This is a genomic window from Streptomyces sp. NPDC056128, assembly GCF_042263835.1.
Taxonomy (GTDB): domain Bacteria; phylum Actinomycetota; class Actinomycetes; order Streptomycetales; family Streptomycetaceae; genus Streptomyces.
In genome coordinates this window covers 295236-314331 of record NZ_JBHJVQ010000006.1, presented here as the reverse complement: position 1 = coordinate 314331, position 19096 = coordinate 295236, and the positions used below count along the sequence as shown (strand labels likewise).

At 70.6% G+C, this 19096-nt stretch carries 20 protein-coding genes; 9 read left to right on the top strand and 11 right to left on the bottom strand.

Features of this window, described 5'->3' with window-relative positions:
* Positions 1-168: 168 nt before the first annotated feature.
* The 5 genes from ACFC1X_RS16160 to ACFC1X_RS16140 form a co-directional block, all read right to left on the bottom strand.
* Positions 169-822 (bottom strand): CoA transferase subunit B, encoded by a 654-nt coding sequence (locus ACFC1X_RS16160; RefSeq protein ID WP_376353732.1) that lies wholly within the window; start codon positions 820-822, stop codon positions 169-171.
* Complete coding sequence (locus tag ACFC1X_RS16155; protein WP_376353730.1) at positions 822-1577, bottom strand: CoA transferase subunit A; 756 nt, start codon at positions 1575-1577, stop codon at positions 822-824. Before ACFC1X_RS16155 ends, ACFC1X_RS16160 begins: the two co-directional genes overlap by 1 nt.
* A 183-nt stretch (positions 1578-1760) precedes the next feature.
* The gene (locus tag ACFC1X_RS16150; RefSeq protein ID WP_376353727.1) at positions 1761-3395 is read right to left on the bottom strand and encodes a bifunctional 3-(3-hydroxy-phenyl)propionate/3-hydroxycinnamic acid hydroxylase; all 1635 of its coding nucleotides are present in this window, start codon (positions 3393-3395) and stop codon (positions 1761-1763) included.
* 4 nt (positions 3396-3399) lie between these two features.
* A complete protein-coding gene (locus tag ACFC1X_RS16145) occupies positions 3400-4326 on the bottom strand; it encodes a VOC family protein (RefSeq protein WP_376353724.1) in 927 nt (308 codons plus the stop codon).
* A gap of 40 nt (positions 4327-4366) precedes the next feature.
* The gene (locus ACFC1X_RS16140; RefSeq protein WP_376353722.1) at positions 4367-5209 is read right to left on the bottom strand and encodes a fumarylacetoacetate hydrolase family protein; all 843 of its coding nucleotides are present in this window, start codon (positions 5207-5209) and stop codon (positions 4367-4369) included.
* Positions 5210-5449: 240 nt separating this feature from the next.
* Between ACFC1X_RS16140 and ACFC1X_RS16135 the strand changes: the two genes are divergently transcribed.
* The 3 genes from ACFC1X_RS16135 to ACFC1X_RS16125 all read left to right on the top strand — a co-directional run bounded on the left by ACFC1X_RS16135 (position 5450) and on the right by ACFC1X_RS16125 (position 8649).
* A complete protein-coding gene (locus ACFC1X_RS16135) occupies positions 5450-6298 on the top strand; it encodes a FadR/GntR family transcriptional regulator (RefSeq protein WP_376353720.1) in 849 nt (282 codons plus the stop codon).
* A 430-nt stretch (positions 6299-6728) separates the two neighbouring features.
* Entirely contained in the window at positions 6729-8018 is a 1290-nt protein-coding gene (locus ACFC1X_RS16130; RefSeq protein WP_376353718.1) for an MFS transporter, read from the top strand.
* Between the two features lie 46 nt (positions 8019-8064).
* Complete coding sequence (locus ACFC1X_RS16125; protein WP_376353715.1) at positions 8065-8649, top strand: hypothetical protein; 585 nt, start codon at positions 8065-8067, stop codon at positions 8647-8649.
* 28 nt (positions 8650-8677) lie between these two features.
* Here ACFC1X_RS16125 and ACFC1X_RS16120 read toward each other — a convergent pair whose 3' ends face one another.
* Complete coding sequence (locus ACFC1X_RS16120; RefSeq protein WP_376353713.1) at positions 8678-8845, bottom strand: hypothetical protein; 168 nt, start codon at positions 8843-8845, stop codon at positions 8678-8680.
* A 117-nt stretch (positions 8846-8962) separates the two neighbouring features.
* Here ACFC1X_RS16120 and ACFC1X_RS16115 point away from each other — a divergent pair, with 117 nt between their 5' ends.
* On the top strand, positions 8963-9631 hold the full coding sequence (locus ACFC1X_RS16115) for a TetR family transcriptional regulator (protein WP_376353710.1): 669 nt from the start codon (positions 8963-8965) through the stop codon (positions 9629-9631).
* Positions 9632-9789: 158 nt separating this feature from the next.
* Positions 9790-10314, top strand: coding sequence for a copper chaperone PCu(A)C (locus ACFC1X_RS16110; RefSeq protein ID WP_376353708.1), 525 nt, complete (start codon positions 9790-9792; stop codon positions 10312-10314).
* A gap of 3 nt (positions 10315-10317) precedes the next feature.
* On the opposite strand, the gene ACFC1X_RS16105 is transcribed toward ACFC1X_RS16110, so the two are convergent.
* Positions 10318-11328, bottom strand: coding sequence for an SDR family oxidoreductase (locus ACFC1X_RS16105; RefSeq protein ID WP_376353706.1), 1011 nt, complete (start codon positions 11326-11328; stop codon positions 10318-10320).
* Positions 11329-11585: 257 nt separating this feature from the next.
* Between ACFC1X_RS16105 and ACFC1X_RS16100 the strand changes: the two genes are divergently transcribed.
* Entirely contained in the window at positions 11586-13163 is a 1578-nt protein-coding gene (locus tag ACFC1X_RS16100; RefSeq protein ID WP_376353703.1) for a Re/Si-specific NAD(P)(+) transhydrogenase subunit alpha, read from the top strand.
* Positions 13160-14605: a Re/Si-specific NAD(P)(+) transhydrogenase subunit beta gene (gene pntB / locus ACFC1X_RS16095; RefSeq protein WP_376353700.1), complete on the top strand. Its 1446-nt coding sequence runs from the start codon at positions 13160-13162 to the stop codon at positions 14603-14605. The genes ACFC1X_RS16100 and pntB overlap by 4 nt, the downstream gene beginning before the upstream one ends.
* Before the next feature lie 101 nt (positions 14606-14706).
* Here the strand turns inward: pntB and ACFC1X_RS16090 are convergent, their stop codons facing one another.
* Entirely contained in the window at positions 14707-15096 is a 390-nt protein-coding gene (locus tag ACFC1X_RS16090) for a hypothetical protein (RefSeq protein ID WP_376353697.1), read from the bottom strand.
* A gap of 40 nt (positions 15097-15136) precedes the next feature.
* On the bottom strand, positions 15137-15550 hold the full coding sequence (locus tag ACFC1X_RS16085; RefSeq protein WP_376353694.1) for a winged helix-turn-helix transcriptional regulator: 414 nt from the start codon (positions 15548-15550) through the stop codon (positions 15137-15139).
* A gap of 103 nt (positions 15551-15653) precedes the next feature.
* Here ACFC1X_RS16085 and ACFC1X_RS16080 point away from each other — a divergent pair, with 103 nt between their 5' ends.
* Complete coding sequence (locus tag ACFC1X_RS16080; RefSeq protein WP_376353691.1) at positions 15654-16487, top strand: alpha/beta fold hydrolase; 834 nt, start codon at positions 15654-15656, stop codon at positions 16485-16487.
* Between the two features lie 50 nt (positions 16488-16537).
* Here ACFC1X_RS16080 and ACFC1X_RS16075 read toward each other — a convergent pair whose 3' ends face one another.
* A complete protein-coding gene (locus ACFC1X_RS16075) occupies positions 16538-16960 on the bottom strand; it encodes a MarR family winged helix-turn-helix transcriptional regulator (RefSeq protein ID WP_376353689.1) in 423 nt (140 codons plus the stop codon).
* Positions 16961-17160: 200 nt separating this feature from the next.
* Between ACFC1X_RS16075 and eno the strand changes: the two genes are divergently transcribed.
* A complete protein-coding gene (gene eno, locus ACFC1X_RS16070; protein ID WP_376353687.1) occupies positions 17161-18468 on the top strand; it encodes a phosphopyruvate hydratase in 1308 nt (435 codons plus the stop codon).
* Positions 18469-18474: 6 nt separating this feature from the next.
* Here the strand turns inward: eno and ACFC1X_RS16065 are convergent, their stop codons facing one another.
* Entirely contained in the window at positions 18475-19059 is a 585-nt protein-coding gene (locus ACFC1X_RS16065; protein WP_376353684.1) for a dihydrofolate reductase family protein, read from the bottom strand.
* Positions 19060-19096: the final 37 nt, after the last annotated feature.

Sequence of the window (19096 nt, the reverse complement as noted above, 5' to 3'; positions counted from 1 at the left end):
CGTCGGCCGTTCGGCGGCTGTCGCCGCGCAGGGACGAGTGACCGTCCCGGCCGCGAGGCAGGGCAGCCTCGGACAGGACGCGGCCGGGACGGGGTCTGTGGCGGCGGACGCCTTTCGTGATTCCGCCGGTCCGGTGGCTGTCCGGGATCACCGGACCGGCGGAAGAACCTACGCCGGCGGGGCGGCCGGCTCGGGGACGGCCACTGGTGCCGCGGTGACCTCCAGGATGTGCTGGGGGGTCACACCGGGAGCCGTCTCCACCAGGACGAGCCCCTTGTCGGTGACGTCCAGGACGGCGAGGTCGGTGATGATGCGGTGCACGCACGCGCGGCCGGTCAGGGGGAGTGTGCAGGTAGGGACGATCTTGGGGCTGCCGTCCTTGGCGGTGTGTTCCATGAGGACGATGACCCGGCGAGCACCGTGGACCAGGTCCATCGCCCCGCCCATCCCCTTGACCATCTTGCCGGGGATCATCCAGTTGGCGAGGTCGCCCTCGGCGGAGACCTGCATGGCACCAAGGATCGCGGTGTCGACATGCCCACCGCGGATCATGCCGAAGGACAGGGCGGAGTCGAAGAACGCGGCGCCCGGCAGCACCGTGACGGTCTCCTTGCCCGCGTTGATCAGGTCCGGATCGACCGCGTCGTCAGCCGGATAGGGGCCGGTGCCGAGGATGCCGTTCTCCGACTGGAGGACCACATGCACGCCCTCCAGCACGAAGCCGGGTACGAGCGTGGGCAGGCCGATGCCGAGATTGACGTAGTCGCCGTCACTCAGCTCGGCCGCGGCTCGGGCGGCCATCTCGTTGCGGGTCCAGGCCATCAGAGGGCCACCGTCCTCTTCTCGATCTGCTTGTCGGCCGCCTGCTCCGGGGTGAGGGCCACGACGCGCTGGACGAACACGCCCGGCAGGTGAATGTCGTCCGGGCTCAGGACTCCCGGTTCGACCAGTTCCTCGACCTCGGCGATGGTCACGCGGCCCGCCATGGCGGCCAGGGGGTTGAAGTTGCGGGCGGACTTCTCGAAGACGAGATTGCCGTGCCGGTCCCCGCGCGCCGCGCGTACCAGAGCGAAGTCGCAGGTGATGGCCTCCTCCAGGACGTACTCCTGGTCGTGGAAGGTACGGGTCTCCTTGGCCGGCGAGGCGACAGCGACGCCGCCGTCCGCCTGGTGACGCCAGGGAATGCCGCCATCGGCGAGGGGGGTGCCTACCCCGGCGGGGGTGTAGAAAGCGGGGATGCCGCAGCCACCCGCCCGCATGCGTTCCGCGAGGGTGCCCTGGGGGACCAGCTCGACCTCCAGCTCGCCGGTGAGGTACTGGCGGGCGAACTCCTTGTTCTCACCGACGTAGGAGCCGGTGACCCGGGCGATACGGCCGGCACCGAGCAGGACACCGAGGCCGTGGTCGTCGGTCCCGCAGTTGTTGGAGACCACTCGCAGGCCGGCGGCTCCCTGTATGTGGAGGGCGGTGATGAGAGTGCTCGGGATGCCACACAGGCCGAAGCCGCCGACGGCGAGGGAGGCGCCGTCGCCGATGTCGGCCACGGCGGCGACAGGGGAGGCGGATGTCTTGTCCATGTACGTCCTTCTTGGGTCTGTGCGGGGCGCGGGGAGGCGTCCGGGCCATGCGGCAGCGGTGGCAGGGCCCGGACGCCTCGGCGGTGCTCACGGCTCGTGGCGAGCCGGGAGCACGACGGCGGTCGGACCGTGCGGTGGTCCGTACGCCGCGGTGTGTGGTCGCACCCCGTGTGGTGCGGGCGCCTACTGGCCGGTGACGGACGTGAGGGGAGCCGGCGCGGGAGTGCGGCCGGCGGTGGCCGCGGGCTGCTGGAGCTGTTCGCGCAACTGCCCGACGAGGTCGCGCAGTCCCGGTCCGTCGGTGGCGGCGCCGAACAGGTAGAAGTCGGGCCGCACCACGGCAGCGGCATGACCGTGTTCCCGCATGTGGGGCAGGTAGCCGCCAGTGGCGTCGAGATAGCCGTCCACGGGGGCGTCGTGCTCGTACAGGGCGACGAGACTCGCACCGATGCCGCTCAGGAAGGCCCGGTCCGTGGCGTCCAGGGCGTCGAGCGGCGTCACGCTGTCGGTCAGGATCGCGAAGCCGCCGCCGATGAGGTCGTCCAGCAGGGCGGTACGGCCTTGGTGGGTGACCTGGTACTGCGGGGTCAGGTGGCCGACGTTCGGGGCACGCCTGCCGTCGGGACCGCGTTGCAGGATTCCGTCGCCCAGGACCGGTGGCGGTGTGGGCGGCAACGCGGTCCGGGGGTCCGCGCCGGCGGCGATCATCCGCTTGTCGCGGGCCGCCGCGTCGTCGGGGTCGAGGACGCAGATGACCTGTCCCAGGGCCATCGACATGCCGATGGCGTGCTGGACGTGCTCATTGCGCTCGGAGGTGTAGGTGTCCAGCAGGTCGGGGGCGGCCCGGCCGTCGAGGACGAGGCCGAGCTTCCAGGCGAGGTTGATCGCGTCGCGCATCCCGGAGCACATGCCCTGTCCGGCGAACGGCGGCATCTGGTGCGCCGCGTCGCCGGCGAGGAGAAGGCGGCCCTCGCGCCAGCGGTCGACCCAGCGGGCCTGGAAGGTGTAGACGGTGTGCCGCTCGATGGTCGTGTTCTCCGGCGTGCGGCCCCAGGGCTCCAGCAGATGCCAGGCCGCCTCGAGGGTGTTGAGTTCCTCGATGCTCTCGTGCGGCAGGCGCAGGAACTCCCAGCGGCGTCGGCCCGGGCCGCCGGACACGATCGTGGTGGGCCGCTCCGGATCGCACAGCTGCCAGTTCATCGGCGACCACTCGGCCTGCTCGTGCGGCTGGGTGTCGACGATCAGCCAGTCGTAGAAGAAGCCGAGGTCGGTGACGGTGGTGGCCATGCCGGAACGGACGAAGCTGTTGGCGCCGTCGGCGCCGATGACATAGCGGGCACGGACCTCACCGGCACCGTCGGTGCCGCTGGTGGTCAACCGGACGTTATCGTCGCCGAGTTGCAGGTCGGTGACCTCACAGCCGCGGCGCACGGTGACCGTCGGCTGACTCTCGGCGGCCTTCGCCAGGACCGCTTCGAGCTGCGGCTGACAGAAGAAGCTGGCGGTGGGCCAGCCCGAGGGGCCGTTGCCCGACCAGTCGATGCGCACCAGCGACTCACCGGCCGCGTTCCGCCACTCGTAGTGGTCGGGCACCGGGTCGGTCACCGCGCGCACCTCCTCCGCCACGCCCGCGGCCTGGAAGATGCGGCCGATCTCGTGGTCGAAGTGCACGGCGCGGGGCAGGTCGTAGGGGCTGGGCCAGCGCTCCAGCACGACGACGTCGTGTCCGGCCCGGCCCAGCAGCAGGGACAGCATCTGGCCAACAGGTCCGAATCCGACGATCGCGACGTCGTACACCTTCGAAGCGCTTCTGTTCACGGCTCTACCTCGACTCACTGTGCGTGCCGGTCATGAGGGCGGCGAGATCCTCGGGCGCGAGGAAGGACGGCGGGGGCGGCGGCCCCCAGTTGAACAGGCCCTTGGCGCCCTCCAGGACCTCCGGCGTCCACAACTGGTCGTCGACGATGCAGTCCATGTCGGAGTAGTACTCGCTGAAGTTGCCGGCCGGGTCCTTCAGGTACCAGAAGAAGTTGGAGCCCGCGTGGTGGCGGCCCAGGCCCCAGATGTGCCGCTCGGGGTTGTCCTCCAGCATCGCGGTGGCGCCGCGTCCGACCTCGTCGATGTCGTCGACCTGCCAGGAGGAGTGGTGCAGGAAGGCGACCGGCGCGGCCAGGACCAGGATGTTGTGGTGGTCGGTGGAGCAGCGCAGGAACGCCCCGTGGTCCTTGATGTAGTCGGACGCCTTGAAGCCGAGGCCGTCGCGGAAGAACCCCGCGGTCGCTTCGAGGTCGGTCGTGCCGATGACGGCGTGGCCGAGTTTGCGGGGCCGTACCGGGTCGGTGCGCAGAATGCCCGGAGCGCGCCCGCCGACCCGATCGAAGCGGCCGGGACCGTTGTAGATGGTGGCCGGGACCGGATCCTGGACCAGGCGGGGGGTGACCTCCAGGACGGCGCGTACGGCGGTGGCCTTGTCGTACGCGGTGAGCGTGCCGCTTTCGACGACGCTCTCGGTGCCTATCCGCTTCAGTCGGGAGGCGGCGGCCGCGAGGTCGTCGGGCGTGTCGACGCCGATGCGGACCTCCACCAGACGGCGGGTCGGCGCGTGGACGATCCGCAGCTGGCGTCCGCCGTCCTGGGTGGTGAACCAGCCGTCGGTGTCCGGGGCGAGACCGAAGTCGGTGTAGTAGGCGGCGGTCTCGGCGACGTTGGGGACCCCCATGGTGATGGAGGTAAGACGGTGCAGTGCCATGAGGGGCTCCTTGACTCCTTTGTCCGTCGGACCCTGCGGCTCAGGCGACGAAGGTCTGACGCAGCTCGCCGATGCCCTCGACGGTGGTGACGAGTTCGTCACCGGCGACGAGGAAGCGCTGCGGGTCGCGGCCGAGGCCGACGCCGGCCGGGGTGCCGGTGAAGATGACGTCGCCGGGCAGCAGGGGCAGCACGGCGGAGAGCCCGGCGATCAGCGCCGGCACGGAGAAGATCAGGTCACGGGTGCGGCCCTTCTGGACCTCCTCGCCGTTGATCGCGCAGCTCAGTTCGAGGTCGTCGGGGTTGTCGAACTCGTCCGGCGTCACGAGCCAGGGCCCGATCGGGGCGAAGCCGGGGTAGGACTTGCCCAGGCTGAACTGCGGCGCGGGACCGGCCAGCTGCACCACACGCTCGGAGATGTCCTGGCCCACGGCCAGACCGGCGACGTGCTTCCAGGCGTCCGCCTCGGACACCGCCTCGGCGCGCTGCCCGATGACGGCGACCAGCTCGACCTCCCAGTCGGTGTTGCCGTCGGCGGGCAGTTTCACCTCGGTCACCGGCCCGCTGATGCTGGTCACGAACTTGGTGAACACCGGCGGCAGCCCTTCCGGTGCCACGAAGCCGGACTCGGAGGCATGATCACGGTAGTTCAAGCCGATCGCCAGGGTCTGCCGCGGCGCGGGAACGGGCGAGCCGAGCTCGGCCGGCTCGAACGGCTTCCCGGCCGGCAGGTCGGCGCAGGAAGCCCAGATCTTGAACTCCGCCCACCGCTCGTAGACGGCCTGCGGCTCCGCGGAGAAGAGGCCGCGACTGGCATCCTCGACATCGACGGCCTTGCCGTCGACGAGGAGGGCCAGACGGCCGGAGAGGTTGGCGATACGCATGATGTGACTCCAGAAACTACGGACGGGAGCGAGTCCCCGCGGCGGCACCGGTGAAGTGCCCGCGCCGGGACGTGCTCACCAGCCGACGGGAGCGGCGGATCCGCCAGCGACAACGGACCCTTGCCCCCACCCGCTATTCAGCATGATGATTACTCTGATGTTGCGCTCACGTGAAGCACACCGTCAAGACCTATCGGCAAAATGAACATGATGAATATGGCGATCAATGAGGAGATGCTTGTGAGTGCCACCCCGTACCGTGCACGGCGCCCGGGCGCCGTGCCGGGCCCCGAGGATGCCGACAGCCGTGCCGACCTGCGTCGCAGCGCCGCGGCCGGCCCCGCCGCGCCCCGGGTCTCGGTCCGCGGCGACGGAGCAGGGCGGCAGGCGGTCTCCGGACGGGCCGAGCGCGCCGCCGACCGGGTGGCCGCGCTGATCGAGACCGTGGAACCGGGCGCACGCCTGGGCACCAAGGAGGAGCTGCGCACCTTGTGCGAGGTGTCCGTGGGCACCTTCAACGAGGCGCTGCGCCTGCTCCAGGCCCGTGGTCTGGTCACGGTCAAGCCCGGACCGGGCGGCGGCCTCTTCAGCGCCGAGCAGCCGCCCATGGTCCGCCTCGGCAACTCGGTCCTGGCCCTCGACGCACAGCAGGACGACGTCGCCAACGCCGTCCGCATCCGCGACGCCCTCGACCCCCTGCTGATCGAGGACGCCCTCTGGCACGCCTCGCCGGCCGACATCGCCGGACTGCGCCGGCACATCGGCGCCATGGAGGAGGCCGTCGACGCGGCCGATCCGGTCGCCTTCGTCCACGCCAACTGGCGGCTGCACGCGGCGATCGCCGCGATCAGCCCGAACACGCTGCTCAGCTCGCTCTACACCGGCCTGCTGGACCTGATCGAGTCGCACACCCTGTCCGTGCTGCCGACCAGTGAGCAACCGCTGGGCGAGTACATCGCGCACCGGCACGCACTGCATCGCGACCTCGTCGACGCCGTGGACCGACGTGACCGCGAGGAGGCCCTGCGGCTCATCCACGAGCACAACACCAGCCTCCAGGCCGCGGAGAACAGTCAGCGGTCCGTCTGACCGGAGTGTGCACTCAGGGTATTGACACCTGTCGCCGCACCCCTCAACATCGCAGCCAGTTCACGGCAGCGCCTGTCGGCGTCCGGTGGCCCACTGCCACCGGCCCCCGCCCTCGGGGTGGCGCCGTGGAATTCTCGCCGAAGGCGACGCTCAGCGACGCTTCACCGACGGCATGTGCCGCCCCCGCGCCGTCAGGCGCGGCCGGGGACACCAAGCCCGCGATCCCGACAGCGTCGCCCGCCACACTCCTCATCCGTGCCGGGTTGTGCGGCAGCCTCTGCGCACCAGCACAGCGTCTGCGCCGTTCCGCCCCTCGGCAGCACGTTCCCGCCGACGGCGCCTCGCCTCATCGCTTGTCGGGTCCCTTCCTCGCGGCCGCCCCGCGCACCGGCGTGCACACCACTCGTGCAGCCCCTTGAGGAGTACGGACATGAACACCACCCCGGGCACGGCCGGATCCACGGCCCGCCCCCGCACGGCCGTGGCCCTCGGCCTGGTCATCCTGTGCATCGAGGGCTATGACCTCTTCATCCTCGGTGCGGTCGGCCCCTCCCTCCTGGCCCACCCCGACTGGGACGTCACCAAGTCGACCCTGGGCCTGCTCGGCAGCCTCACCGCCCTCGGCATGCCGCTGGGGTCCATCGCCGCCGGCTGGGCGGGAGACCTCTGGGGACGCCGCCTGCCGATGGTCATCAGCCTGGCCTGGCTCTCCCTGTGGATGCTCCTGAGTGCCGCCGCCGGCAGCCTGGAGCTCTTCGCCGCGACCCGGTTCGCCACCGGCATCGGGCTCGGCGCCCTCATCCCCCTCGTCACGGCCTACGTCAGCGAGTCGGCGACCCCCGAGCGGCGCTCGCTCCAGGTGGGCACCGCGCTGACCGGCGTGGCCATCGGCGGCATCGCCACCGGCATCCTCGGCCGGGCGCTGCTGCCGGCCTGGGACTTCCGCAGCCTCTTCCTCTTCGGCGTGCTGCCGCTCGTCCTCGTCCCCCTCGTGTGGCGCCTGGTACCCGCCAAGGCCGAGGACGCCCCCGAGCCGCGAGCCGCGGCCACCGCTCCGGTGCTGTCGGACGAGGTCCGGGACGTGTCCGCCAACCGGCTGGGACAGCTGCTCACCCCGCAATATCGCAGAGCGACGCTGCTGTTCTGGGCCGCGACGTTCACCGGTCTCGTGCTCGTCTACGGTGCCGGAACCTGGCTGCCGACCCTGATGGTCAAGGCCGGTTACGACCTCAGCTCGTCCCTGGAGTTCGCCATCGCCTTCAACGCCGGAGCCGTGATCGGCACCATCGGAGCCGCGGTGATCGCCGACCGCGGCTTCCTCAAGGCCGCCACCGTGACCAGCTTCGTCCTCGCCGCCGTCGCCATGATCACCCTCAGCACGCCCCAGTCCCGGCCCGTGCTGCTGATCGCCTCGGCCGTCGCCGGTCTCGGCGCGCTCGGCACCCAGAACCTGGTCAACATCTTCGTCGCCCGCTCCTACCCCGCCCACCTGCGCGGGACAGGACTCGGTTTCAGTCTCGGCGTCGGCCGCATCGGCGCCATCGTCGGGCCCAGCTACCTGGCCGCCGTCACCGTGATGATCAGCTCCCCGAAGGCCGGCTTCTACGCCTTCGTGATCCCCGCCCTCCTCGGGGCCGCGCTCACGGCCATGTTCGCCGGCACCCGCCGCGAGCGGGCGACCGAACCCGCCGCCAAGGACCCGGCCACCGCCACCGGTTAGCCCGTCGGCTTTGTCGGGGCCGTGGGGCCGCGGATAGCGTGCGGGCATGACGATGACGAGGAAGCGGCGGGTCCTGTACCGGCAGGGCACGGGGTTCTGGCGGATGACGGCGAAGTGGGTTCTGGTGTTCGGGGCCCTGTCTCTGCTGGACGGCGGGCTGCTTCGGTCGTGGGGCGACGCGTTGGTCTGGCCGATGATCGGAATCCTGCTGTGGGTGCCGTTCGGGGTCGGCGTCGTCTGGTATCCGAAGAAGGACCAGCGCGTCGAGCTGACGGCGCGTGAGCTGCGGATACGGCGCAAGCGGCTGCCGATGGAGGAGGTGAACCTGCTGCACGTGGCGCGGCTGTGGCTGGAGGGGCGGTCCACCGCGGACGACCAGCCGGTCCTGGAGTGGATACGGTGCGACCGGGTCGTGTGGGTGCCGCTGCTGGACGGCCGGGCGTTCGGCGTGGAGTTCCGCGACCCGGCCGCCTTCGCCAAGGTCTTCGGCGCCTTCGCGGTCGAGGCGTGCGGAGGGCCGGAGATCGTCCGCGCGAAGGCCGCGGCGGCGAACTACCCGGAGCCGCGCCCGATGCGGGCCCGCTCCACCCACGACGGCTCCCCGCTGGACGTCCTGGACATCTTCGGCTGAGAGCCGGCGGCCCGCAGCGCCGTCCACGTCACACGTTCTTGAAGGGGAGTTGGAGGTACGACGCGCGCTCCCCTCCGGTGTGGATGATGTGCCGTCCGCTGTTTGCGGGGGTGTACTCGCGGATGCTGAGGATGCCGTACCTGGCGCCCGGCTCCAGCGGGTGGGAAGGCATGTAGTTCTTGCGGTCATCACTCATAGTGAGCTCCCCGCATCTCTCCGCCTGCGGGTGGCTCCGCGGACAGCGCGAGCATATGCCTGCGGGTCCATCAAATAAACACGCGTTGAGATTCTGGCTTGCAGGTAGTTTCGGAGCATGACCGCGCAGACGAATCCCGCCTCCCCCGCGCGCCGCGGACGTCGGCCGGGAACGAACATGTCCCGGCAGGCGATCCTCGACGCGGCCCGCGCCCGGTTCGCGGCCGACGGCTACACCGCGACCACGATCCGGCGGGTCGCGGCGGACGCAGGGGTGGACGCGTCGCTGGTGATGCAGTTCTTCCGCTCGAAGGACGAACTCTTCGCCGCCGTGATGGCCGTTCCCGCCGACGCGTTGCAGCGCTTCAGCGCCGCGTTCGAGGGGCCCGACGACCACCTGGGCGAACGCGTCGTCCGCGCCTTCCTCGACGTGTGGGAGGGGGACGTCCGGAGCTCCGAGCCGCTGATGGCGATGCTCCGGGGCGCCATCGTCAACGACCAGGCGAACGAGCAGCTGCGCGAGTTCCTCCAGGAGCGGCTGCTCGTGGACGCGGTCACCTCGCGGGCCGTCGCCGACGCGACGCTCCGGGCGGGGATCGTCTCGTCGATGCTCGTCGGACTCATGGTCGGACGTGGTGTCGTCGGTGTCCCAGCACTCACTGGAGCGGAGCGCGAGACGTTGATCGAACTCGTCGGGCCCGCCGTGCAGACGGTGCTGGTCCCGACATCGCCGGCCGCCGGGGACGAGGGCACCGACTGGTCACTCGGGGCGGATGCACGGGTGTAAGGCACCCCAAGGGGGCTACTCGCCGCTCAGGGGTTGAGAAGACAGCCCCGAGTTCCTCGGGGCTCCGGCCCCGGGGAACCTCGCGGACGCCATCCGCCGACCATCACCCGCGACACCGCCAGAACGGCTGAACGGCGGACTGGCAAGAGGAGCGATCCATGGTGGCCCTTTCCGCACTGCGCAGCCGGCCCATCCTCGCTGTCGCCGCGCTTGCCTTGGCCATGGCCACGAGCGGATGCGGCGGGGACGAGGAGTTCTCCCTGCCGGAGTGGGACGCGCCGGGCCAGAACGCCCGCGTCGACGACATCATGATCCGATACGCGCATGTGGCCGAGCCACGCGGCGGGCCGTGGCAGCCGGGGGACGATGTCCCCGCGTACGTGTGGCTGTACAACAAGGGTGGCGAGGACGACAGGCTCATAGGTGCCGACACCCCGAACGCCTCCGCGGTGAACATCGTGGACTCCGATGGCAAGCGGCTTCCCGACGGAGTGGATCTCCCGGCTAACGAGCTCGTCGAAATGGAGCAGGGCAAGGCCCATCTGGTCTTGCAGGACGTGCGTCAGACCATCAGGGGCGGCGACTTCATGACGTTCACCCTGCGGTTCGAGGAGGCGGGGTCGATCACCTTCAAGATCCAGTCGCAGATCCCCGTCTACGACGAAAGCGCCTCTCCGACCTGATTCCTACCGGGCTCGGCGGCGCAGAGCGGCATAGCCCGCCCCGGCGAGGCTCGCGGCGGCCACGGCCTTGCCCACGTGATGGCGGCTCGCCCATGTCTGCGGGCTGCGGGCGTACGCCTGGTCGTCGAAGACGCCGTGGGCGCCGTAGTCCTCGTCCGCGTCGGCGGGCGCCCAGAGGTTGCCGCGCCCCTCGCGCTGGGTGTGGGCGTCGGTCTGCTGGGCGTCGAAGCCCGTGTGCGCGAGGTACCGGTCGAGCAGCCCCGGTACGACCGCGTTGGCGAGCAGCGTCAGCACCGTGGAGGCGCCCACCCAGTACTCGCGCCGCTGCGGATGGTCGGCGGCGCGCAGCACGGCGCGGGCCGCGACCTCCGGCTGGTAGATCGGAGGCACCGGCTGGGCGTGCCGTGGCAGGTGGGTGCGCAGCCAGGAGAACTGGGGAGTGTTGACGGCGGGCATCTGCACCATCGTGACCTGGACGGACGACTTGTCGTGCAGCAGCTCGCAACGCAGCGATTCGGTGAAGCCCTGGATGGCGTGCTTGGCACCGCAGTACGCGCTCTGCAAGGGGATGCCGCGGTAGGCGAGCGCGGAGCCGACCTGCACGATCGCGCCGTGATCCCGCGCCAGCATGTGATCAAGCGCCGCCCGGGTGCCGTGCACGTATCCCAGGTACGTCGACCTCGTCGCCTGCAGGAACTCGTCCGGAGGAACGTCGGTGAACCTGCCGAAAGCGGCGGTGAAGGCGTTGTTCACCCATACGTCGACCGGACCCAGCTCCTCCTCCACGCGACGGGCCGCCTCCTGCACCTGGTCCCACTCCGCCATGTCGGTGACAATGGGCAGCGCCTGCCCGCCGGCCTCCCGCACGTCGGCGGCCGCCGCTTCCAGGCCCGCCTTGCCCCGGGCGAGCAGCGCCACCCGGTCACCTCGCTCGGCGAACATGCGGGCCGTCGCCCGCCCGATCCCGGCGCTGGCCCCGGTCACCACGACCGTCCGTCCCGTCGTCAAGCTCATCGTCCCTCCGTACTGGTTTCCCGTCTGTCACGGTACGAGTGACGGGCGTGCGCTGCTCCCCCGGGCGCCGCGCTCCGCTCGCCGGGACCCGGGTACCCGATGCCCGGCGATTAGGCACGAGGCAGGAGACCGGCATGCGGGACCCTCGTCCGCTCCCCCGTTTCCGATCGTGCTGGTCCGAGATCAACGATTTCGGTGCCCGGTCGCCCTCGCCTGGGTACGGAACTCCGCAACAACGCCTTGACGAGAGACTGGACATGACTGGACACCACTCCACCCATCATCCGCCTCAACGCGTCGGCGTCGTCGCCGAGTCCATACCCGGAGAGACTCGCGTCGCCGCGACGCCGGCCACGGTTCGCCTGCTGCTCGGCCTCGGCTACCAGGTCGTCGTCGAGTCGGGGGCCGGCGCCGCCTCCGGGTTCGGCGACGACGCCTACGCGGAGGCGGGGGCGAGCCTCGGCGAGGCCTGGGCCGCGGATGTCGTACTGAAGGTCAACCCGCCGTCCGGCGAGGAGATCGCCGAACTGCGTGACGGAGCCACGCTGGTGGCCCTCATCGCGCCGGCGCAGCGGCCGGAGTTGCTGGAGGCGCTCTCCACGCGTGACATCACGGTGCTCGCCCTCGACGCGGTGCCGCGGATCTCACGGGCCCAGTCGATGGACGTACTCAGTTCGATGGCGAACATCGCCGGATACCGGGCGGTGATCGAGGCCGCGCACGTCTTCGGACGCTTCTTCACCGGACAGGTCACCGCCGCGGGCAAGGTACCCCCCGCGAAGGTTCTCGTCGCCGGGGTCGGTGTCGCGGGGCTCGCCGCCATCGGGGCCGCGTCCAGTCTCGGCGCGATCGTCCGCGCCACCGACCCGCGGCCCGAAGTCGCCGATCAGGTCGGGTCCTTGGGCGGCGAGTATCTCGCGGTCGGCAGTGCCCAGGAGGAGAGTACCGACGGCTATGCCAAGGCGACCTCGGCCGACTACGACCGGGCCGCGGCCCAGCTCTACCACGAGCAGGCCAGGGACGTGGACATCGTCATCACCACCGCGCTGATCCCCGGGCGACCCGCCCCGCGCCTGTTGACCGCCGACGACGTGGCGGCGATGCGGCCCGGCAGTGTCGTCGTCGACATGGCCGCCGCGCAGGGCGGCAACGTCGAGGGCACCGTCGCGGGCCGGAGTGTCGTGACCGACAACGGGGTGACCCTCATCGGCTACACGGATCTGGCTTCCCGGCTGCCCGCCCAGGCGTCACAGTTGTTCGGCACCAACCTGGTCAATTTGCTCGCCCTGTCCACCCCCGGCAAGGACGGACGGCTCGTCATCGACTTCGACGACGTCGTGCAGCGGGCCGTGACCGTGGTCCGTGCGGGCGAGGTCACCTGGCCTCCCCCGCCGGTGGCCGTTTCGGCGGCTCCGGCCGCGACCGAGAACGCGCCGGAGACGCCGACCGCCACGCCGGTGGTCGCGAAGGCGTCCCGGTTCACCCCGGCCGGACGCTTCGCACTGATCGGCCTCGGCATGCTGGCGACCTTCTTCGCGATCGCCTTCGCGCCGGCCCAGCTGGCCGAGAATCTCACGGTGTTCGCGCTGGCGGTGGTCATCGGCTACTACGTCATCGGCAAGGTGCACCACTCCCTGCACACACCGCTGATGTCGGTGACCAACGCCATTTCGGGGATCGTGGTGATCGGTGCCCTGTTGCAGGTCGGGCACGAGAGCGCGCTCGTCACCGTGCTGTCCTTCGTGGCGATCCTGCTGACGAGTGTGAACATCTTCGGAGGTTTCGCCGTCACCCGCCGCATGCTGTCCATGTTCTCGAGAGGCGAGTCCCGATGACGTCCATGACCGCCTCCCGTGCGGCCGACCTGGTGGCGGCCCTGCTGTTCGTCCTCAGCCTGGCCGGCCTGTCCCAGCACCGCACCTCACGCGCCGGCGTCGTCTACGGCATCGCGGGGATGGCGCTCGCCCTGACCGCCACCGTCGTCGTCTCGGCGCAGAGCGTCTCCGCCGGTCCGATCGTGCTGATTCTGCTCGCCACGGTGATCGGCGCCGCGATCGGCCTGTGGCAGGCGCGGCGCGTGGAGATGACGCAGATGCCGGAGCTGATCGCGGTACTGCACAGCTTCGTCGGTCTCGCGGCCGTGCTGGTCGGCTGGAACAGCTACCTGGAGGTCGAGGCCCACGGCTCGCAGACCCGGATCGCCGCCGATCTGATCCGCATCCACCACGCCGAGGTGTTCATCGGCGTCTTCATCGGCGCGGTCACCTTCACCGGCTCGGTCGTCGCGTACCTGAAGCTGTCCGCCCGGATCAAGTCCCGGCCCCTGACGCTGCCCGGCAAGAACGCCCTCAACCTGGGCGCGCTGGCCCTGTTCGCCGTGCTCACGGTCTGGTTCACCGTCAGTCCGAGCCTGCCTCTGATGGTGGCGGTCACGGTCCTGGCGCTCGCCCTGGGCTGGCACCTGGTGGCCTCCATCGGCGGCGGCGACATGCCCGTCGTAGTCTCCATGCTCAACAGCTACTCCGGGTGGGCCGCGGCGGCCGCCGGGTTCCTGCTCGACAACAACCTGCTCATCGTCACCGGGGCCCTGGTCGGGTCCTCCGGTGCGTATCTGAGCTACATCATGTGTCAGGCGATGAACCGTTCCTTCCTCTCCGTCATCGCGGGCGGCTTCGGCATGGAAGCTCCGCCGAGCGGGGACGAGGAGCAGGGTGAGCACCGCGAGATTCGGGCGCACGAGGCGGCCGGGCTGCTCGCGGGGGCGCGCTCGGTGGTGATCACTCCCGGCTACGGCATGGCCGTGGCGCAGGCCCAGCATCCGGTCGCGGAGCTGACGCGGCGGCTGCGCGAGCGCGGCATCGAGGTCCGGTTCGGCGTCCACCCCGTCGCGGGGCGTTTGCCCGGGCACATGAACGTGCTCCTTGCCGAGGCGAAGGTGCCGTACGACATCGTCCTGGAGATGGACGAGATCAACGACGACTTCGCGGACACGTCGGTCGTGCTGGTCATCGGCGCGAACGACACGGTCAACCCCTCGGCGACCGAGGACCCGTCGAGCCCCATCGCGGGCATGCCCGTGCTGCGGGTCTGGGAGGCGGAGAACGTCATCGTCTTCAAGCGCTCGATGGCCTCCGGCTACGCGGGCGTGCAGAACCCGCTGTTCTTCCGGGAGAACAGCGGCATGCTCTTCGGCGACGCCAAGCAGAGCGTCGAGGAGATACTGCGGGCTCTCGGCTCCGAGGAGAGGGTCGGCGAACGGGTTCGCGGGGCCGTCTGACGGTGCCGAAGGGAGCGGGTGCCCCGGCCGGTCGGGCACCCGCTGACCGGCGGGGCGGGCGGCGGACGAAGCCACAGCAAGACGGTCAGGAGGGCGGGCGGTCAGGCGTCAGGGTCGACTTCGGGGTGCGTGAACCGCACGGGCTTGCCCAGCGACCGGGCGTAGGCGATCTCGGCTCGGGTGCTGTCTCCGACGTAGTCGCCGACGACGAGCACCTCATCGGCGAGCCGGATCTTCGCCCGGTGCAGAGCGTCGAGTCGAACCTTCAGCGCCTCGGCCTCGACCGGATCGGACCAGAGTTCGTGCGGCGACTTCATGTCACAGCCCGGTTTGACGACGATCCTTCCGGCTTTGGTCTCCCGCAGCTCGGCCTCGTTCATCTCGGTCATGAAGCGGGTGGAGCCGCAGATCACGACGATACGCGGGATGCTCAACAGCCTCTTCGCGTCGGCGAGCTTCTCCTCGGGAGTGCGCAGTTGGGGGTATGACACCGGTTCCTCCTGGTGGTGTGGTCCAAGGGGTGCCTGCGATCTAGCCGGGGGACGACTCGTAGGCGAGCTGGTTGCTGCGGTCGATCTCCGGCATGTGTGTCTCGGCCCAGACCCGCAGGGCGGAAAGCGGTCTTTCGAGGGACAGGCCGAGTTCGGTGAGCCGGTAGTGGACGGCGGGCGGGACGGTGGGTTCCACTCGGCGCGCGACCAGCCCGTCGCGGACCAGGCTCCGCAGGGTGACGGACAGCATCTTCTGTGAGATGCCGGGGATACGGCGCCGCAGTTCCGCGAAACGGAGCTCGTCCGGAGCCTCCTCGGCCAGCACCTTGACCACCATCGACGTCCACTTGGTGCCGATACGGTCGAGCAACTGGCGGGCCGGGCAGCGCGGATCCAGCACATCACCCCGCTCACCGGGCCGCCGGCCGGGTTCGCCGGGCCTCGATGTGGTCACTCAGGGCTCACCTCCTGAAGGGAAAGTGCCGTCTTGGACGGACCAGGATAGTTCCCTAGCGTGACCTGGTCACCATTCCTCACCACACACCTGGAGCCTCTCCATGCCCGAACTGCGGCGCGTCCCCGTCAACGGTGTCGAACTGAACGTCGCTCTCGCCGGATCGGGCCCGGCCGTACTGCTGCTGCACGGCTTCCCGCACACCTGGGAGCTGTGGACGGACGTGATGGCCGACCTGTCCGGCAGCTATCGCGTCATCGCGCCGGACCTGCGCGGGTTCGGCGCGAGCAGCCGGGCCGCCTCCGGGTACGACGCTGGCACCCTGGCCGAGGACGCCGCGGCGCTTCTCACCACGCTCGGCGTGTCCTCGGCCGCGGTGGTGGGCATCGACGCGGGTACCCCGCCGGCCTTCCTCCTCGCCCTGCGTCGCCCCGGTCTCGTCCGGCGCCTGGTCGTCATGGAGTCCCTGCTGGGCACGCTGCCTGGCGCCGAGGACTTCCTCGCCGACGGGCCGCCGTGGTGGTTCGGCTTCCATTCCGCCGCGCCCGGCCTCGCCGAGACCGTGCTGGAGGGCCACGAGGCCGCCTACGTCGACTGGTTTCTGCGCGCCGGCACGCTCGGCGACGGGGTGCGCCCCGCCTTCCGGGACGCCTTCGTCCGCGCATACACCGGCCGCCAGGCGTTGAGCCGCGCCTTCTCGTACTACCGGGCGCTGCCCGAGAGCGCGGTACAGATCGAGCAGGCGGTCGCCACCACCCGCCTGACGGTGCCGACGATGGCGGTGGGCGCCCGGCCCGTCGGCGCCGCGCTGGAGCGCCAGCTCCGCCCGGTCACCGACGATCTCACCGGACACGTCATCGAGGACTGCGGCCACATCATTCCGCTGCACCGCCCGCGCGAACTGCTCACGCTGCTGCGTCCATTCCCTGGCCGGTGAGCACGCGAAAGCAGCCTGACCAGGGCCGGGGCCGACTCTCGATGCACGCCCTAGTAGTCCGCGAGCCGCTCCAGCAGCGCGGTGCTCCGGGCCAGCAGCGCCCGTTCCTCGTCATCGAGGCCGGCGTCGATGGCCTGTGCGAGCCAGCCGGCCCTGCGGTTGCGTTCCGCTTCGAGCGCGGCCCGGCCCGCATCCGACAGCTCCACCAGCGTCTTGCGGCCGTCGGTGGGGTGCGCGCGGCGGGTGACGAGGTCCTTCTCCATGAGCAGACCCACCGCCCGGGCCATCGACTGGGGGCGGACGCGTTGGTCCGCGGCGAGATCGCTGGTGGTCATGGCACCGGCGCGGTCGAGTGCGCCGAGCACGGCGATCTGACCCAGCGGAATGCGGTCCTCGTGCCTGACGCGTCTGGTCAGCTTCCCCATCGCGGTGCGCAGTTCGGCGGCGATGGCGGCGGCTTCCGAGGTGGGCATACGGCACTTTATCCCGCTGACCAGCATTGCTGTGCACCTGACCTGCACAGCAGTACTGCACAGCGAGAGTGCACAGCTATGCTGCACAGCAGAACTGAGCAGCAGAACTGTTCAGCATTGCTGTAGTGTCCGTGCTGTCGGGCTCAGCGCCAGCGTCGTCGCAGCCGGGCCGCGGCACACGACAACGGGAAGGACCTCCCATGTCCGCACAGGCAGCCGAAGACGTCGCCGCCGTCATCGAGACCGTCACCGCCCGCCGGATCATCGACAGCCGAGGCAATCCCACCGTCGAGTTCGACGTCGTCCTGACGGACGGGTCGTTGGGGCGCGCGGCTGTCCCCTCCGGGGCCTCGACAGGTGCCCGGGAGGCCGTGGAGCTGCGCGACGGAGACTCCGCGCGCTGGCACGGCAAGGGCGTCGACCGCGCCGTGGCCCACGTCAACGGCGACATCGCGGCAGCCGTGCGCGGCCGGGACGCGGCGGACCAGGCGGGCCTCGACGGCGCGCTGGTCGCCCTCGACGGGACGGCCACGAAGTCCCGGCTCGGGGCCAACGCGATCCTCGGTGTCTCCCTCGCCGCCGCCAAGGCCGCCGCGGCAGCCCGCCGCCAGCCCCTCTACCGCTACCTGGGCGGAGCCGACGCGCACCTCCTGCCGCTGCCCATGATGAACATCGTCAACGGCGGCGCCCACGCCGACAATCCGCTGGACTTCCAGGAGTTCATGATCGCGCCGGTGGGCGCGGACACCTTCGCCGAGGCCGTCCGCATGGGGAGCGAGGTCTTCCACACCCTGCGCCGCGATCTGCTGACCGCAGGGCACTCCACGGGCGTCGGCGACGAGGGCGGCTTCGCACCGGCTCTGCGTACGGCCGAGGAGGCGCTCGACTTCGTGATGACCGCCATCGAACGCACCGGCTACCGCCCCGGCACGGACATCGGCCTGGTCATGGACCCGGCGTCGTCGGAGTTCTTCCACGACGGGGTGTACGACTACGCGGGCGAGGGAGTGCGGCGCACCCCCACGGAGCAGGCCGACTACCTGGCCAAGCTCATCGACGCCTACCCGGTCGTCTCCATGGAGGACCCGATGGCGGAGAACGACCTGGACGGGTGGCGCGAGCTGACCGCCCGCGTCGGCGACCGCTGCCAGCTCACCGGCGACGACGTGTTCTGCACCAACGAGACGCTGCTGCGCGAGGGGATCCGTACCGGCGTCGGCAACTCCGTCCTGGTCAAGGTCAACCAGATCGGGACGCTGACGGAGGCTCTTGCCGCGGTGGACACGGCACACCAGGCGGGCTGGACGGCCGTCATGTCGCACCGCTCGGGCGAGACGGAGGACACCACGATCGCGGATCTCGCGGTGGCGACCGGCTGCGGTCAGATCAAGACCGGATCGCTGTCCCGTTCCGACCGCACGGCGAAGTACAACCAACTGATCCGAATCGAAGAGGAACTGGGCGCCTCGGCGCACTTCGCGGGCCGCTCCGCACTGCGGGCGGCGTAAGCGTCCTCATGCGGCCGCCTCGGGGTGGCGCACCCGGTAGCGAAGGTGCGTGACGTCTCGATCCTCCAGCCGCCGGACGAGGTCGAGTTCGATGTGATCACCACCCAGGTGGTCGAACAGCCTGCGGCCCTCCCCGAGGAGGACCGGAACCAGGTGGATCTCCATCTCGTCCAGTTGCCCGGCCCGGAGGAGCGCTTGGGCCGCCCCCGCCCCATGGACCATGACGGGCCGGTCCCCGGCGGCGGCCCGAGCCTGGCGGGCGCAGTCCTCGACATCGGTGACGAAACGCGCATGGCCGGGCGGTACGTCCCCGTCGTCCACCTGATGGGTGAGGACGAGGATCGGTACGCCGTCGTGGTGGTCGCCCTGCCAGCGCCCGGCGAGCTCGAAGGTCCGGCGGCCGGAGATCAGCGCGCCGGTCGCCAGCGCTTCGCGGAAGACCTGGCCGCTCGGACCGTCGGACTCCCGGTCGTCGAGCCAGTTGAACAGCCGACCACCGTTTCGTCCGAGCTCCTGCCCCGGCCGGTCGTCCGGGCCGGCGATGTAGCCGTCGAGCGACATCGACATGTACAGCCGAATCGGATTGGACATCTTGGCCTCCATCTCTCCCGCAAGGAAGACCTCAGGC

Excerpts from the sequence above, each read along its gene's own strand:
- ACFC1X_RS16160 (WP_376353732.1), bottom strand. The coding sequence starts at position 822 with ATGGCCTGGACCCGCAACGAGATGGCCGCCCGAGCCGCGGCCGAGCTG.
- ACFC1X_RS16155 (WP_376353730.1), bottom strand. The coding sequence starts at position 1,577 with ATGGACAAGACATCCGCCTCCCCTGTCGCCGCCGTGGCCGACATCGGC.
- ACFC1X_RS16145 (WP_376353724.1), bottom strand. The coding sequence starts at position 4,326 with ATGGCACTGCACCGTCTTACCTCCATCACCATGGGGGTCCCCAACGTC.
- ACFC1X_RS16140 (WP_376353722.1), bottom strand. The coding sequence starts at position 5,209 with ATGCGTATCGCCAACCTCTCCGGCCGTCTGGCCCTCCTCGTCGACGGC.
- ACFC1X_RS16130 (WP_376353718.1), top strand. The coding sequence starts at position 6,729 with ATGAACACCACCCCGGGCACGGCCGGATCCACGGCCCGCCCCCGCACG.
- ACFC1X_RS16125 (WP_376353715.1), top strand. The coding sequence starts at position 8,065 with ATGACGATGACGAGGAAGCGGCGGGTCCTGTACCGGCAGGGCACGGGG.
- ACFC1X_RS16120 (WP_376353713.1), bottom strand. The coding sequence starts at position 8,845 with ATGAGTGATGACCGCAAGAACTACATGCCTTCCCACCCGCTGGAGCCG.
- ACFC1X_RS16115 (WP_376353710.1), top strand. The coding sequence starts at position 8,963 with ATGACCGCGCAGACGAATCCCGCCTCCCCCGCGCGCCGCGGACGTCGG.
- ACFC1X_RS16110 (WP_376353708.1), top strand. The coding sequence starts at position 9,790 with ATGGTGGCCCTTTCCGCACTGCGCAGCCGGCCCATCCTCGCTGTCGCC.
- ACFC1X_RS16105 (WP_376353706.1), bottom strand. The coding sequence starts at position 11,328 with ATGAGCTTGACGACGGGACGGACGGTCGTGGTGACCGGGGCCAGCGCC.
- ACFC1X_RS16100 (WP_376353703.1), top strand. The coding sequence starts at position 11,586 with ATGACTGGACACCACTCCACCCATCATCCGCCTCAACGCGTCGGCGTC.
- pntB (WP_376353700.1), top strand. The coding sequence starts at position 13,160 with ATGACGTCCATGACCGCCTCCCGTGCGGCCGACCTGGTGGCGGCCCTG.
- ACFC1X_RS16080 (WP_376353691.1), top strand. The coding sequence starts at position 15,654 with ATGCCCGAACTGCGGCGCGTCCCCGTCAACGGTGTCGAACTGAACGTC.
- ACFC1X_RS16075 (WP_376353689.1), bottom strand. The coding sequence starts at position 16,960 with ATGCCCACCTCGGAAGCCGCCGCCATCGCCGCCGAACTGCGCACCGCG.
- eno (WP_376353687.1), top strand. The coding sequence starts at position 17,161 with ATGTCCGCACAGGCAGCCGAAGACGTCGCCGCCGTCATCGAGACCGTC.
- ACFC1X_RS16065 (WP_376353684.1), bottom strand. The coding sequence starts at position 19,059 with ATGTCCAATCCGATTCGGCTGTACATGTCGATGTCGCTCGACGGCTAC.